This is a genomic window from uncultured Pseudosulfitobacter sp. (assembly GCF_963976325.1).
Taxonomy (GTDB): Bacteria; Pseudomonadota; Alphaproteobacteria; order Rhodobacterales; family Rhodobacteraceae; genus Pseudosulfitobacter.
Window position 1 is genome coordinate 143650 of the sequence record NZ_CAXBJW010000002.1, and the last position, 14361, is coordinate 158010.

Genomic DNA, 14361 nt, shown 5'->3' on the forward strand with positions numbered 1-14361 from the left:
AAAACCTACGTCGCGTCCGACTTGACGCAAAGGCCCTGCACGCCCCACGCTGGCCCCATGACACCCGGCAAAGCCTATCTGACCAGCGACGAGATTCGCCCCCTTGCCCAACGCTCGAACCTGATGGGCGCGTGGTTGGTGGCGCATTGCTGGGGCACGATTGCGCTGGCGATCGGTGTGTTTGCGCTGTGGCCCAATCCGGTGACGTTCCTGCTGGCGGTGGTGCTGATCGGGTCGCGGCAGTTGGGGCTGGCGATCCTGATGCACGAGGCCGCGCACAGCGCGCTGTTCAAGTCGCGCAAGCTGAACGACTGGGTTGGCGAATGGCTGTGCGGCTGGCCGATCATGGCCGATTTGCACGCCTACCGGCACTATCACCTGACGCATCACCGCTTTACCCAGACCGACAAAGACCCCGACCTTGCACTGAGCCAGAAGTTTCCGACCAGCCACGCGTCGATGCGGCGCAAGTTCCTGCGGGATCTGACGGGACAGACGGGCATCAAGCAACTGGCGGGACAGATCATGATGTTCGTGCGGCTGGCGGGCGACGACGACGCCATGGACGCGGCCAAGTCGCAATCGGCACAGGCGTTCAAGTCCAACACGCTGGGCCGCGCCTTGCCGGTGTCATTGGGCATCATCGCAGCCATCAGCCTGATCGGGGACTGGTGGTGGGGGCTGGCGTTCTGGCTGGTGCCTTATCTGACGTGGTTCCAGTTTGTCCTGCGCGTGCGCAACATTGCCGAACACGGTGCGGTCGAACAGTCGGACAACCCGCTGCAAAACGTGCGCACCACCCATGCAGGCCCCGTCGCCCGCGCGCTGGTGGCCCCCTATTACGTGAACTATCATCTGGAGCATCACATGGTGATGCATGTGCCCTGCTGGCAATTGCCGAAGATGCACGCCCTGCTGATCGACAAGGGGCTGGGTGACAGGATGCGCACCGCGCCCAATTACCGCGCCGCGATGATGGAAGCAGGCTGGCGCAGCGTAAGGCCGCGCGCAGCCTAGCGCCTGCTCAGACCCACTTGGCCAGCGGCGGCAGGCTCATCAACACCGCGTTGGCGTCGTGGCCGGTTTCCAGCCCGAACTTGGTGCCACGGTCATAGACCAGATTGTATTCGGCATAGAGGCCGCGGTGCACCAGTTGCGCGTCCTTGTCGGCGTCGTCCCATGGCATCACCCGCCGTGCGGCCACCAGCGGCACAAAGGCCGGCAGGAAGGCGCGTCCGATGTCCTGGGTCAGGGCAAAGTCCGCGCCCCAGTCGCCGGTGCAGTGATCGTCCATAAAAATGCCGCCCACACCCCGCGCGCGCTTGCGGTGGGGGATGTAGAAATACTCATCCGCCCAGGCCTTGAGACGCGGGTACAGATCAGCGCCGTGCGGGTCCAGATGCGCCTGCTGGGTCGCATGAAAATGCGCGGTGTCCTCGGCGTATTCGATACAGGGGTTCAGGTCGGACCCGCCGCCGAACCACCATGCGTGCGGGGTCCAGAACATGCGGGTGTTCATGTGGACCGCAGGCGCATGCGGGTTCTGCATATGTGCCACCAGACTGATGCCCGACGCCCAAAAGCGCGGATCGTCCTTCATCCCGGGAATGCCCTTGCGTGCCGCCATGGCATGTTGCGCGCGTTCGCCCAGCGTGCCGTAAACGGTCGATACGTTCACGCCAACCTTTTCGAACACGCGGCCCCCGCGCATCACGCTCATCAGTCCGCCGCCTGCATCCGTTCCGTCGTCCGAGGCGCGCTTGGTCTCGGTCACATCAAAGGCACCGGGGGCTGCGTCGGACAGCGGGCCGGTGTCGTGGCTTTGCTCAAGCCCTTCGAATGCGGCGACAATCTCGTCTCGCAGGGCGCGGAACCATGCGCTGGCCTGCGCCTTTTGGGCGGTGAATTCGTCAGTCATGGGGATACCTTAGTGTGCTGGTGCGCGCACCGGGTCCAACAGGCTGCGCCCGCCGTCCACGGTGATCGTCTCGCCGGTGATGAACCCCGCGCCTTCGGATGCCAGAAATTGCACCGCGTCCACCAGTTCGCCGGGGCTGGCGATCCGCTCCAGCGGGGTGTGGTTTTCGATGTCCTCGCGCCATTCACGGTGATCCATGATCGACGATTTAAGCGAGGCGGACATGACCGACCCGAACGCCACGGCGTTGACGCGGATGCGGTCGTGGGCCAGCGCCAGCGCCATCGAGCGGGTCATCTGTTCCAGCGCCGCCGAGGCGATGGAATAGCCCAACAGCTCGGGGCGGGTGTGGCGTGCGGCGATGGAGGACAGATTGATGATGGACCCCACCTGCCCCTCGGTCTGTCCTTCGGCCTGTTTGATCATACGGCGCGCGACCTGTTGGGTCAGGCGCAGCGAGGTCATAAGGTTTTGTTCCAGCAGCGTTTCGACGCTGGTGTCATCCACATCCAGCGCGTCTGTTGCCATCACCTGCCGCGAGGCGTTGACCAGAATGTCGACCCCGTCAAAGGCGTCGATCGTGGCCGAGACCAGATTTGCGATGGTCAGACGCTGGCGCAGATCGCCGGCGAAATAGCGGATCTTGCCCTCTTCCGAGGTGTCGCCCCATTGCTGGGTCAGCGCCTTTTCATCCATGTCGGCGCACATCACGTTGGCGCCCTTGTCGGCAAACTGTCGCGCGATGGCCAGACCGATGCCGTTGGCCGCCCCCGTCACAATCGCCGTCTTGCCTGAAATCGAAAATGACATCGCCTGATCCTTATGTCCTGCGTCTGGGCTTGGTCGCCCGCGTCAATTTGAACCGTCCGTCACCGCCCATGTCTTCGACGCGGGCGAACTGTTGGTCCAGCGCCGTCTCGTAAGGCAGATGGCGGTTCGCAACCATCCACAGGCTGCCCTGCGGGGTCAACACCCGTGCCGCCGCCGCAACAAAGGCCTGTCCCAGCGACGGGTCGGCGTTGCGCGTGGTGTGAAAGGGCGGGTTCATCACCACGGTGTCGATGCGTCCCGACGGGGCCCAGCGGGTGGCGTCGGCCCAATGATACTGTGCGCGCGGGTCGGTCACGTTGCGTTTGGCACATTCCAGCGCCAGGTGGTGTGCCTCGACCAGATGCACGGCCTGCACATCGTCGCGCGTCAGGATATGCGCCGAAAGATACCCCCAGCCTGCCCCCAGATCCGCGACCTGTTTGCCCAGCTTGTCCGGCAGGGCCGCGGCCAGCATTTCGGACGCGGGATCAATGCCATCGGCGGAAAACACGCCCGGCGCGGTCCAGAAGCCGCCATCGGTCAGCGCGGGGCCTTGGGCCCAATCGGCAAAATTATCGCTGGATGTCATCCAGAACAGTTTGCCATGCGCCTTGTTGATCGCTTCGGTCACGTCGGCGCGCTTGCGCAGTTCCTTGCGGATGCTGTCGATACCGTCGGTTTTTTGCCCGTCGATCACGACCGGGCCATCCGTTACGGCGCAGGCCTGCGCAATCAGCACATGCGCCTCGGCCTTGGCGCGCGGCACGCAGACCACGGCGGCGTCGTAGCGCCCCTCGGGCGCGGTGCGGCAGGTCAGACCCATGCTTTCGAAATAATCATGGACGGGGCGCAGGGGCGAGATGACCTCGCAACCGCCCATCGCACTCAGGTCGGCACCAACCGCAGGGGCAAAGACCGCAACGCGCCCTGCGCCGTCAAAGCCCGCCTCGACCGCCAAGGGCAAACGCGCACCGATCATGGTGCAACCTGTTGGAATGTCATCAAACCCTCATCACGCTTCCCCGTCAGGGAAACGCATCCATGACCGTGCGAACACATCGCGATCAGTCTTCTTTTTCCATGGTGCATTGCAGCGGATGCTGGTGACGCCGTGCAAAATCCATCACCTGCGCCACTTTCGTCTCGGCGATCTCGTGGCTAAAGACGCCGACAACTGCCAGCCCCTTTTTGTGAACGGTCAGCATGATTTCGAACGCTTGCGCGTGGTTCAGGCCAAAGAACCGTTCCAGCACCAGCACGACGAATTCCATCGGCGTGTAATCGTCGTTCAGCAGCATCACTTTGTACAACGGTGGCCGCTTTGTTTTCGGCTTGGTTTCAGTGATGACCGAGCTGTCGCCCTCGTCATCGCCCTTGCCTGCCATCATATGCGCCTGTCCGAGTTTCAAAACCGTCACCCAAATCCGTTGTCAGTGTCTGTTGCCTCTATATAACGTCCATGCGCCCCATGAAAAGAGGCAGTCCCGGCTATGGCTCAAACCTTAACAACTATTGCCTTCGATGCGGATGATACGCTGTGGCACAACGAGCGTTTCTTCAAGCTGACACAAGAGCGGTTCGCAGAGCTGCTGGCGCCGCACACCGATGGCGATGCGCTGATGTCGCGGCTGCTGGAGGCCGAGCGGCGCAACATCCGGCACTATGGTTTTGGCATCAAGGGATTCGTCCTGTCGATGATCGAAACGGCGCTTGAGGTGACTGACAACGCCGTGCCCGGTGCCGTCATCGCCGAGCTGATCGCCGCGGGGCAGGATATGTTGCAGCATCCGGTTGATGTGTTGCCCCATGCCAATGACGCCTTGCGCGCGGCGCAGGCCATCGGCCCCGTGCTGCTGGTCACCAAGGGCGATTTGCTGGATCAGGAACGCAAGGTCGCCCAGTCCGGTCTGGGCGAGATGTTCGACGCTGTGCAGATCGTGTCGGCCAAGACGCCCGCCACCTACACCCGCATTTTCGACGCCTATGACGGTGCCGCGCGTGGCATGATGATCGGGAATTCGATGGCCTCAGACGTGCGCCCGATGCTGGATGCAGGCGGCTGGGCGGTGCATGTGCCCCACGACCTGCTGTGGGATCTGGAGCACGCCGAACGCCCCGAGGGCCACCCGCGATTCCACGAAATTCTTGATCTGGGCGCGCTGCCTGATCTGCTGTCCCGGCTCGGCTGATTTTCGCCGTCGGCGCGCCACATTCCGAACACATTACTTGGTGTGGACACCGTTGACCGATCAACCCCTACATATGGCCAAACTCCATCGGCGGAATTCCAGATTTCCCTTTGTTATAAGGGTTTATTACAAATTCAACCTATGCTAGCCTGAAGCCAATAAAATCGACCACCCGAAAAATCGGGGGTCACGAGGCAGACAAAAAGGCAGGTTTCCAGTGAAGGTTCGGCGCGCTCAGCCGGCCCGTTTCGGGCTATTTCTATTCGTCGCATTCTGGATGCTGGTGGTTCTTCCGCTGAGCGCCATTGCTGCGCCCTATGCCGCATATGTGATCGACGCCCGCACCGGCGAGGTCCTGCACGAGCAGAACGCAAACGCGCGCCTGCATCCAGCGTCGCTGACCAAGATGATGACGCTGTACATCACCTTCGAGGCCGTCAAAAAGGGCGAGATCACCATGGACACCATGGTGACCGTGTCGAAAAAGGCCGCCTCGGAAGAGCCGTCCAAGCTGGGCCTGCGGCCCGGTCAAAAAATCAAACTGCGCTATCTGGTGCGCGCCGCGGCGGTGAAGTCGGCCAACGATGCGGCCACGGCAATCGGCGAGGCCATCGGCGGATCGGAAGCGGCCTTTGCCCGCCGGATGAACCGCACTGCCAAGGCGCTGGGGATGACGCGCACCACGTTCAAGAACGCCAACGGTCTGACCGAAGAGGGCCACCTGAGCACGGCCCATGACATGACCATTCTGGGCCGCCATCTGCTGTACGACTATCCGGAATACTACAACCTGTTCTCGCGCACTTCGGCGGATGCGGGCGGCAAGACGGTGTATCACACCAACCGCCGCTTTTTGGCGTCTTACAAGGGCGCGGACGGCATCAAGACCGGCTACACCCGCGCCGCCGGGTTCAACCTGACGGCGTCGGCGCAGCGTGGCAACGAACGCGTTATCGCCACCGTGTTTGGTGGCAAATCCACCGCATCGCGCAACGCCAAGGTCGCCGAGCTGATGGATCTGGGTTTCCGCCGTTCGCCCAGCAATGCGCCTGTGCGCAAGCCCGACGGCCCGGCCTATACCGACGAACCCGTTGTGGTCGCCGGCAATGGCGAGACACCGCAAGGCGCGGGCAAAACCATTCGTGTGACAGGCGCCGTCACCCGCAGCCTGCGGCCATCCCTGCGCCCCGGCGAGACACCGCAACCGGTTCTGGTCGCGCAAGCCCCGCCGCCCGTCGTGTCGCCCACCGACATCGCCGCCGCGTTGGTCGAGGCACAGGCCCAGGCCGCTGCAATTGCCGACGCCACGCCCACCACAGTGGTCAAGTCCGCGCCCAAGACCACCTCGGTCCGCCCCGAAGCGCGGCCCGAAGATGTCGTTCTGGCCAGTGTCGACACCTCGGCAGCAGCGACCACGGCAATCGCGAAAGAAGCAGAACCCGAAGTTGTCACACGCCTGTCCACCTCGGGTGGTCATCATTGGGGTGTGAACGTGGGTCGGTATCCCAGCCGCTATGCAGCCGAAAAGGTTTTGCTGAAAACCGCCCTGTCGGAAATGGCCACGTTGGACGGTGCGCTGCGCAAGGTTGTGCGCCGCCCCCAAGGGTTCGAGGCGCATTTTGTCGGCATGACCCGCGACACGGCCGATCTGGCCTGTCGCAGGCTGCAAGCCCGCAACGTGACATGCTTTATGGTCGGCCCGGCCTCGTAGGCCCTACGTCGGCACCTGACGGGCCAGCCAGCGCACAAAGGTGCGCAACCCCGGGCGCATGACACCGGCCCGTGTGACCAGATGATAGCCCGCCCCTGCCTGCGGTTCTTCAAACAACTGCACCAGACGCCCCTCGGCGATGTCCGCGGCCACGAAGGCACGCACCGTCACCGCAATCCCCTGCCCGCCCCGCGCCGCGTCCAGCACCAGATTGCCCGGCATCTGCATGTAAGCGCCCACTGCCCCCTGTTCGACACCGTGCCGGTGCAGCCACGTGGTGCTTTCCGTGGTGCCCAGTTCCTCGAGCCATGGCAGGCACGCTAAGTCGGTCGGGGTTCCCACGGGGCGCCCTGCAATCAATGAGGGCGCTGCAACCACCACGATGGGGGATTCCAGCAGCATCTGGCAATCGTACCGCCCCCACGGACCAACCCCGTAGCGAATCGCCAGATCAATTCCGCCCGGGCTAAGCTCGGCCAGCTTGGGGGTTGGGTCGATCAGCAGTTTGATCCCCGGATGGTCCGCCTGAAACGCAGGCAATCGCGGCATCAACCACGAGGCGGCAAAGGTTGGCGTGGTCGACACATGCACCGCGCGCGCGTCGCTGACGCCGGTGATGTCCTCGACCGTGCGGGCGATGTTGCCGAAGCCTTCGCTGCACGCCTGGGCCAGCACGGCGCCCGCCTCGGTCAGTTCCAGCTTGCGGCCTGTGCGATCCACAAGCGGCAGCCCCAGGTGATCCTCGAGACTGCGGATTTGTTGGCTGACGGCGGCGTGACTGACCCCCAGCGTGCCACCCGCACCAACCAATGTGCCCCGTTCGGCAAAGGCCGCAAAGGCCCGCAATGCGGCCAAGGGGGGCATGTGTCGCCAGTCCATATGAAACCCCAGCTTACATTTGAGAAATCCAATTGAGTGGTATCAATCACGGAATAGCCACACATTACAAGCATCGAAGCGCAAAAACGAAAGGACGCAAGATGCTGCTGATATACGCAAATACTTTCAGAACTGCCACGCGGAGCGGTGCGATCAAAGCGCCCGAGACCAAACCGAAAGCCCCCCGCAAGCGTTGGCTTCCCAAGGGGCATTGGTTCGTGCAATCGTCGCACGACAGTGATCGCAAAAAGCAGTGAGTGAACGCATGAACGACGTCAAAGCTTTGGTCCTCGTGGATATTCAGAACGACTATTTCCCCGGGGGCCGGTGGCCCTTGCACCAGATGGACGCTGCCGCTGCGGCTGCCAAGGACGTGCTGGAACAGGCCCGCGACCGTGCATGGCCGGTGTTTCATGTGCATCACCAAGGCACCAAGGATGCCCCGTTTTTCCGCCCCGACACGACAGGCGCGGAAATCCATGCGTCGGTCGCACCCGTCGCGGGCGAGGCGATGATCCTGAAACACAAGCCGAACAGTTTTCTGAACACCGACCTGCACGCGCAATTGCAAGCCAAGGGCGTCACCCACATCCGTCTGGTTGGCGCGATGAGCCAGATGTGCATCGACGCCACCGCCCGCGCGGCCAGCGATCTGGGCTACAAGGTTGAAATCATCGCCAACGCCTGCGCGGCCCCTGCCGTCAAATGGAACGACACCGAAGTGCCCGCGCCGCAGGTTCACACGACAATCATGGCGGCGCTGAACGGCACATATGCAAATGTGATCCCGTCGCTTGATCAGGCCGACTGAACCAGCCCATGCGCTGTTTTTGGCCGACTTGAATAAAAAGCAGCCAATACAGCGACGGAATTCTGCTCCGTGTGCGTTATACTTGTGTCGAACGCAAAAGGAGCACAGCGCATGAAACTGTTTATCATGGCAACCGGCCTGGCCGCCGCGCTGGCTTTGGGTGTGGTCGTCAGCCTGCCGAAAGAACAGCCCGTGACGTGGCTGGCCGCCTTGCAGGTGCCGACCGTTCACACATCCACACTGACCTCGGTGCAATAAACCTAGTGCGTCGCCTGTAGCAGCGTCTGGGTGTATTCCGTTTGCGGATTGTCGAACATGTCAGCAGCGGTGCCGTGTTCCACAACATCGCCCTGCTTCATCACCATCACCTGATGTGACATCGCGCGCACGACCTTCAGGTCGTGGCTGATGAACAGATAGGCCAGCCCGTATTTCTTTTGCAAGTTCCGCAGCAGTTCCACGATCTGCACCTGCACCGTCATGTCCAGCGCGCTGGTCGGTTCGTCCAGCACCACCAGCTTGGGGCGCAGCACCATGGCGCGGGCAATGGCGATGCGCTGGCGCTGGCCGCCTGAAAACTCGTGCGGGTAGCGGTCCATCGTGGCGGGGTCCAGGCCCACCTCGACCATGACTTCGCTGACCAGTTCGCGGCGGTCGCGGTGGGCGTCGACCTTGTGCACTGTCAGCCCCTCGGCGATGATCTGGGCGCAGGTCATACGCGGGCTGAGCGAGCCAAAGGGGTCCTGAAACACGATCTGCATTTCCGACCGCAGACGGCGTAATTCGCGGGTGGACCATTTGCGCACGTCCTGCCCCATGTAGACGATCCGCCCTTGGGACGAGATCAGCCTCATGATGGCCAGCGCCAGCGTGGTCTTGCCCGAGCCGCTTTCGCCCACGATGCCCACGGTTTCACCGGCGCGCACCGTCAGGCTGGCGTCGTTCACCGCCTTTACATGGCCGGTGACCCGGCGCATCAGCCCGGTCTGGATCGGGAACCAGACCTTCAGATGTTCGGTTTCGGCCACCACGGGCGCGTCTGCGGCCACAGGGTCCGGCGCGCCCGAGGGTTCGGCGCTGAGCAACATCTTGGTGTAGTCGTGTTGCGGGTTGGCGAAAATCTCGGCCGTCGGGCCGCTTTCGACCACTTCGCCGTGGCGCATGACGAACACACGGTCCGCGATGCGGCGCACGATGCCCAGATCGTGGGTGATGAACAGCATCCCCATGTTCTCGGTCTGCTTCAGGTCCGCCAGCAGGTCCAGGATCTGCGCCTGAATGGTCACATCCAGCGCCGTGGTCGGTTCGTCCGCGATCAGAACGTCGGGCTGGTTGGCCAGCGCCATGGCGATCATCACCCGCTGCCGTTGGCCGCCGGACAGTTGGTGCGGATAGGCCCCCAGACGGCTTTCGGCGTCGCGGATGCCGACCTTGTCCATCAGTTCCAGAATACGCGTACGCGCCGCCTTGCCTGCCAGCCCCTGATGCAGGGCCAGGCTTTCGGTCAACTGCTTTTCAATGGTGTGCAGCGGGTTGAGCGAGGTCATCGGTTCCTGAAAGATGAACGAGATGTCGTTGCCGCGCACCTTGCGCAGCAGCGCGTCGCTGGCGCCGATCATTTCCTGCCCGTCGTATGTGACCGAGCCTGACACCTGCGCGCTGTCGCCCAACAGGGACACGGTGGACAGCGCCGACACCGACTTGCCCGAGCCGCTTTCCCCCACCAGCGCCACGGTTTCACCACGCGCAACGCTGAACGACACGCCCTTGACCGCATCGGTCAACGCGCCGTCCTGCCGGAAGGACACGCGCAGGTTTTCCACCTTGAGGATGGGATCAGTCATGAAAACGTCTTTCGCGGGTCAAAGGCATCGCGGACGCCCTCAAAGATAAAGATCAGCAGCGACAGCATCACCGCGAACACGGTGAAGGCGGTAAAGGCCAGCCAGGGCGCTTGCAGGTTCTGCTTGGCTTGCAAGGTCAGCTCGCCCAGCGAAGGCGCCGACGATGGCAGGCCAAAGCCGAGGAAATCGAGCACCGCCAAGGATGAAATCGTGCCGGTGATGATGAACGGCAGCATGGTCAACGTCGCCACCATCGCGTTGGGCAACATGTGACGGAACATGATCGTCACGTTCCCCACGCCCAGGGCCCGCGCCGCCCGCACATATTCCAGATTGCGCGCACGCAGGAATTCAGCGCGCACCACGCCAACCAGACCCGTCCAACTGAACAGCACCAGCAGGAACACAAGCAGCCAGAAACTGCGCCCCAATATCGCGAACATGATGATGATGACATAAAGGCTGGGCGTCGAGGACCAGATTTCGATGATCCGCTGAAAAATCAGATCGGTCCAGCCGCCAAAGAACCCCTGCACCGCACCCGCGATAATACCTATGATGCTGGCCGACCCCGTCACGATCAGGGTGAACAGGATCGACAGCCGGAAGCCGTGGATCACCCGCGCCAGCACGTCGCGTTTGGTGCCATCGGTGCCCAGCAGGTTCTGACGGTTGGGCGGCAGGGGGGCCGCGCCTGGGCGGTCCACGGCGGTGTTGAACGAATAGGGGATCGGCGGCCAGATGGCCCAGCCGCGGTTGATCTGCGTGCCGTCAATCTCGCCGTCTGCGGCGTCTATGATCAAGGCATCGGGATCGTCAAAACAGGCGTCCATGCCACCCGTGGCGATCAGGCATTTCACCTCGGGGTCGCGGTAGACAGCCTCGGTCTGGAAATCGCCGCCGAAATCGGTTTCAGGGTAAAAGTTCCAGATCGGCGTGTAGAATTCGCCCTGATAACGCACCAAAATCGGCTTGTCGTTGGCCAGAAACTCGGCAAACAGGCTCAGCCCGAAGAGCACCAGAAAAATGCACAGCGACCAGAAGGCGCGGCGGTTTTTCCTGAAGTTGCTCCAGCGGCGTTTGTTCAGCGGTGACAGGCCAAAGGTGCGTCGGCGCGGGGCCGGTGCTTCGCCCGGTGTGGGCTGTGCGACGACGGGATCGGTTTCGTGCACCATCAGCCTTCCCTCCGCTCGAAATCAATGCGCGGATCGACCAGCACATACATCAGGTCCGACAAGATGCCGACCACAAGGCCGATCAGGCCAAAGATGAACAGCGTGCCGAAAACGATGGGATAGTCGCGCGCCACCGCGGCCTCGAACCCCAGACGGCCCAGACCGTCGAGCGAAAAGATCGTCTCGATGATCAGCGAGCCGCCAAAGAATACGCCGATAAACACTGCCGGAAAACCCGCGATGACGATCAGCATGGCGTTGCGGAACACGTGGCCATAGAGCACGCGGCGTTCCGACAGCCCCTTGGCGCGGGCGGTCATCACATAGTGTTTCTTGATCTCGTCCAGAAAGCTGTTCTTGGTCAGCAGGGTCAGCGTGGCGAAGGCCCCGATGGTGCTGGCCAGCACCGGCAGGGTGATGTGCCAGGCGTAATCCTTGACCTTGCCCCAGGCGCTGAGCGTGTCGAAATTGTCCGAGGTCAGTCCGCGCAGCGGGAATATCTGCCAGTACGACCCGCCCGCGAACAGCACCAGCAGCAGGATCGCGAACAGGAAGCCCGGGATCGCATAGGCCGCGATGATGGCGCCCGATGTCCATGTGTCAAACCGCGACCCGTCCTTGACCGCCTTGCGGATGCCCAGCGGGATCGAGATCATATAAGCGATCAGCGTGGACCACAGGCCCAGTGTGATCGACACGGGCAGTTTCTCGATGATCAGATCAACCACGCTGACCGACCTGAAATAACTCTCGCCGAAATCAAAGCGCATGTAATTCCAGACCATCCGCAAGAACCGCTCCACCGGAGGTTTGTCAAAGCCGAACTCTTTCTCAAGCTCTTTGATGAACTCGGGCGGCAGGCCACGGGCACCGATATATTTGCTGTCCGACGCGGTGTTCAGCGCGTCCATGCCGCCGGCGTCGTTGTTGCCACCGGCAAAGCCCTGGAACACGTCGCCGCCGCCCTGGGCGCGGGCGATGGCCTGTTCCACCGGACCGCCGGGCACGAATTGGGTCAGCACGAAGTTGACCAAAAGGATACCCAGCAGCGTCGGTATGACCAGCGCCAGCCGTCTTAGAATATAGGCGCCCATCTGTTACCTCAGCGCGCCCGACGCGCGCAGGGCGTCGGCTTTGTCCTGATTGTACCACCAGAAATCCATATACCCCAATTCAAAGGGCGGGATGGTGTCGGGGTGTTCATACTGGTCGTAATAGGCGACCCAGTGGCTGGGGTTGTACCAGACCGGGATCATGAAAAATTCGAACCGCAAGGCACGGTCAAGCGCGATCAAGGCGGTCTTTTCGTCGGCGCTGTTCTGTGCGTTCAGGCCAGCGTCGATGATTGCATCGACCAGCGGGCTGGACAGGCCCGCAGGGTTAAACAGCGAAAACGCCGAGGTTTCCGAGCCGTAGGCTTGGCCCAGACCGGTGTGCGCGATCAGGAATGTCAGGTACTGATCATAAACCAGATCATAATCGCGGTCCCGCTCGCGGCTGGTGTATTGCGACGAATCCACCTTTTCCAGGGTGATGTCGACGCCGAGTTTTTTCACGTTCGAGACATAGTTTTCCATCACCCCCGACAGCGTTCCCGACGCCGACGAGTTGAACAGGAAGTTAAGCTTTAGGACCTGCCCTTCGGCATTGCGGCGAATGCCGTCATCACCCACGGGCCAACCTGCATCATCCAGCAGCTTCATCGCGGCACGGGTGTTCCGCCGGTCCAGCAACCGTTCGGGGCTGGAGGTGTGCGGCACCACTGCGGGTTCGCTCAGCATCTCGGCCGGCACCAGATCGCCAAGGCTTTTCAACAGCTCCAGCTCGGCCCCTTCGGGCGCGCCGTTTGCCATCACGTCGGTGTCCTGCGTAAAGGAAGCGCGTTGTTTGAACAGCCCGTATTGCAGGCTTTCGTTGGTCCATTCAAAGTTGAACGCCAGCGCCAGCGCCTGACGCACGCGACGGTCCTTTAGCGGCTCTGAGCCCAAATTGAACACGATGCCCGCAGGCGCAGGAGGCGCGCCGTCCGGCAGATCCTCGACCTTGATCGCGCCGCTTTCCACCTTGGGGAAATCATAGCCGGTCGCCCATTTCTTTGAATCGCTCTCGCGGCGGAATGTGTATTCGCCCGCTTTGAAGGCCTCGAACGATGCGGTGTCGTCACCAAAATATTCGATGCGAATCTGGTCAAAGTTGTTGCGCCCCACGTTGAAGGGCAAGTCGGCACCCCAGTAGTCAGGGTTGCGTTTATAGACGATACGGCGGTTCACATCGACGCTTTCGATCACATAGGGACCGGAACCGGGAGAAACCTCCATGCGGCTTTCGTTCAGACCCGCGCCAGTCTTTTCGTACCATGCCTTTGACCATGCAGGGACCGCGCCCACCTGATCAATCAACGACCGCCGCGAAATGCCAGGGGCAAAGTAGAACTTGATGGTGTGATCGTCGATCACCTCGACCTTGGGGATACGCTTGCGCACCGCATCGGCGTAGGATTTCAGGCCCTCGTCCAGCAACAGGTTGTGCGAAAATTCGATGTCGTAGGCGGTGACAGGGGTGCCGTCAGAAAACTTCGCCTCGGGGCGCATATGGAAAATCACCCAATTCTTGCCCTCGTCGTATTCCAGGCTTTCCGCCAGAAGGCCGTAGGATTCGGCATAAACATCAGCAGGCACCGCAGCACCGCTTGGCCCTTCGCCCAGCAGGCTTTCGTACATCATCGACGACAGTGCACCGGCCCGTCCCTTGCGGGTGTAAGGGTTCATCGAATCGAATGTGCCCACCACACCCAACGAGATTTCACCGCCCTTGGGCGCGTCGGGGTTCACGTAGGAAAAGTTTTTGTAATCCTCGGGATAGCTCAGATCGCCGTAAAAGGAGTAGCCGTAGGTGTCGATGATTTTTTCATCCGCCGCCGCGGTGGTATCCGTCGCCGCCGCATCGTCCGCCCAGACCGGCAGGGCCAGCATCAGCGCCAACAGCAGGGCAAGCCCAACGGCCCAGACGCCCCTGTCCGGCGAG

The 14361-nt window shown here is 62.1% G+C and carries 14 protein-coding genes; 5 read left to right on the forward strand and 9 right to left on the reverse strand.

Translation table 11 applies throughout. The features are described from left to right. Window positions 1-57 precede the first annotated feature (57 nt). Window positions 58-1017 (forward strand): fatty acid desaturase family protein, encoded by a 960-nt coding sequence (locus AAC077_RS07830; RefSeq protein ID WP_339768267.1) that lies wholly within the window; start codon window positions 58-60, stop codon window positions 1015-1017. A 7-nt stretch (window positions 1018-1024) separates the two neighbouring features. Here AAC077_RS07830 and hemF read toward each other — a convergent pair whose 3' ends face one another. The 4 genes from hemF to clpS form a co-directional block, all read right to left on the reverse strand. After that, window positions 1025-1918, reverse strand: coding sequence for an oxygen-dependent coproporphyrinogen oxidase (hemF, locus tag AAC077_RS07835; RefSeq protein ID WP_339768269.1), 894 nt, complete (start codon window positions 1916-1918; stop codon window positions 1025-1027). Window positions 1919-1927: 9 nt separating this feature from the next. Further along, a complete protein-coding gene (locus AAC077_RS07840) occupies window positions 1928-2728 on the reverse strand; it encodes an SDR family oxidoreductase (RefSeq protein ID WP_339768271.1) in 801 nt (266 codons plus the stop codon). Window positions 2729-2738: 10 nt separating this feature from the next. Further along, window positions 2739-3707, reverse strand: coding sequence for a class I SAM-dependent methyltransferase (locus AAC077_RS07845; protein WP_339768272.1), 969 nt, complete (start codon window positions 3705-3707; stop codon window positions 2739-2741). Window positions 3708-3792: 85 nt separating this feature from the next. Further along, entirely contained in the window at window positions 3793-4116 is a 324-nt protein-coding gene (gene clpS / locus AAC077_RS07850; protein ID WP_037915897.1) for an ATP-dependent Clp protease adapter ClpS, read from the reverse strand. A gap of 102 nt (window positions 4117-4218) precedes the next feature. Here clpS and AAC077_RS07855 point away from each other — a divergent pair, with 102 nt between their 5' ends. Then, window positions 4219-4917, forward strand: coding sequence for an HAD family hydrolase (locus AAC077_RS07855; RefSeq protein WP_339768281.1), 699 nt, complete (start codon window positions 4219-4221; stop codon window positions 4915-4917). Between the two features lie 277 nt (window positions 4918-5194). After that, on the forward strand, window positions 5195-6628 hold the full coding sequence (locus AAC077_RS07860; protein ID WP_339768283.1) for a D-alanyl-D-alanine carboxypeptidase family protein: 1434 nt from the start codon (window positions 5195-5197) through the stop codon (window positions 6626-6628). A gap of 3 nt (window positions 6629-6631) precedes the next feature. Here AAC077_RS07860 and AAC077_RS07865 read toward each other — a convergent pair whose 3' ends face one another. Continuing rightward, window positions 6632-7492, reverse strand: a complete 861-nt coding sequence (locus tag AAC077_RS07865) for a LysR family transcriptional regulator (RefSeq protein ID WP_339768285.1) — start codon at window positions 7490-7492, stop codon at window positions 6632-6634. A 280-nt stretch (window positions 7493-7772) separates the two neighbouring features. Between AAC077_RS07865 and AAC077_RS07870 the strand changes: the two genes are divergently transcribed. After that, window positions 7773-8318 (forward strand): cysteine hydrolase family protein, encoded by a 546-nt coding sequence (locus AAC077_RS07870; protein ID WP_339768287.1) that lies wholly within the window; start codon window positions 7773-7775, stop codon window positions 8316-8318. 111 nt (window positions 8319-8429) lie between these two features. Further along, window positions 8430-8576 (forward strand): hypothetical protein, encoded by a 147-nt coding sequence (locus AAC077_RS07875; RefSeq protein WP_339768289.1) that lies wholly within the window; start codon window positions 8430-8432, stop codon window positions 8574-8576. A gap of 2 nt (window positions 8577-8578) precedes the next feature. Here the strand turns inward: AAC077_RS07875 and AAC077_RS07880 are convergent, their stop codons facing one another. Genes AAC077_RS07880 through AAC077_RS07895 form a run of 4 tightly spaced genes read right to left on the reverse strand, consistent with a single transcriptional unit; the run spans window position 8579 to window position 14309 of the window. After that, on the reverse strand, window positions 8579-10162 hold the full coding sequence (locus tag AAC077_RS07880; protein ID WP_339768291.1) for an ABC transporter ATP-binding protein: 1584 nt from the start codon (window positions 10160-10162) through the stop codon (window positions 8579-8581). Further along, on the reverse strand, window positions 10159-11337 hold the full coding sequence (locus AAC077_RS07885) for an ABC transporter permease (protein WP_339768293.1): 1179 nt from the start codon (window positions 11335-11337) through the stop codon (window positions 10159-10161). The genes AAC077_RS07880 and AAC077_RS07885 overlap by 4 nt, the downstream gene beginning before the upstream one ends. Continuing rightward, the gene (locus tag AAC077_RS07890) at window positions 11337-12431 is read right to left on the reverse strand and encodes a microcin C ABC transporter permease YejB (protein WP_339768294.1); all 1095 of its coding nucleotides are present in this window, start codon (window positions 12429-12431) and stop codon (window positions 11337-11339) included. Before AAC077_RS07890 ends, AAC077_RS07885 begins: the two co-directional genes overlap by 1 nt. 3 nt (window positions 12432-12434) lie before the next feature. Next, window positions 12435-14309, reverse strand: coding sequence for an extracellular solute-binding protein (locus AAC077_RS07895; protein ID WP_339769478.1), 1875 nt, complete (start codon window positions 14307-14309; stop codon window positions 12435-12437). Window positions 14310-14361 lie beyond the last annotated feature (52 nt).

Bases quoted from the DNA above. Each gene is read 5' to 3' on its own strand.
- AAC077_RS07830 (WP_339768267.1), top strand. From the start codon at position 58: ATGACACCCGGCAAAGCCTATCTGACCAGCGACGAGATTCGCCCCCTT.
- AAC077_RS07885 (WP_339768293.1), bottom strand. From the start codon at position 11,337: ATGGTGCACGAAACCGATCCCGTCGTCGCACAGCCCACACCGGGCGAA.
- AAC077_RS07855 (WP_339768281.1), top strand. From the start codon at position 4,219: ATGGCTCAAACCTTAACAACTATTGCCTTCGATGCGGATGATACGCTG.
- AAC077_RS07895 (WP_339769478.1), bottom strand. From the start codon at position 14,309: ATGCTGGCCCTGCCGGTCTGGGCGGACGATGCGGCGGCGACGGATACC.
- AAC077_RS07875 (WP_339768289.1), top strand. From the start codon at position 8,430: ATGAAACTGTTTATCATGGCAACCGGCCTGGCCGCCGCGCTGGCTTTG.
- AAC077_RS07840 (WP_339768271.1), bottom strand. From the start codon at position 2,728: ATGTCATTTTCGATTTCAGGCAAGACGGCGATTGTGACGGGGGCGGCC.
- hemF (WP_339768269.1), bottom strand. From the start codon at position 1,918: ATGACTGACGAATTCACCGCCCAAAAGGCGCAGGCCAGCGCATGGTTC.
- AAC077_RS07870 (WP_339768287.1), top strand. From the start codon at position 7,773: ATGAACGACGTCAAAGCTTTGGTCCTCGTGGATATTCAGAACGACTAT.
- AAC077_RS07860 (WP_339768283.1), top strand. From the start codon at position 5,195: ATGCTGGTGGTTCTTCCGCTGAGCGCCATTGCTGCGCCCTATGCCGCA.
- AAC077_RS07880 (WP_339768291.1), bottom strand. From the start codon at position 10,162: ATGACTGATCCCATCCTCAAGGTGGAAAACCTGCGCGTGTCCTTCCGG.
- clpS (WP_037915897.1), bottom strand. From the start codon at position 4,116: ATGATGGCAGGCAAGGGCGATGACGAGGGCGACAGCTCGGTCATCACT.
- AAC077_RS07890 (WP_339768294.1), bottom strand. From the start codon at position 12,431: ATGGGCGCCTATATTCTAAGACGGCTGGCGCTGGTCATACCGACGCTG.
- AAC077_RS07865 (WP_339768285.1), bottom strand. From the start codon at position 7,492: ATGCCCCCCTTGGCCGCATTGCGGGCCTTTGCGGCCTTTGCCGAACGG.
- AAC077_RS07845 (WP_339768272.1), bottom strand. From the start codon at position 3,707: ATGATCGGTGCGCGTTTGCCCTTGGCGGTCGAGGCGGGCTTTGACGGC.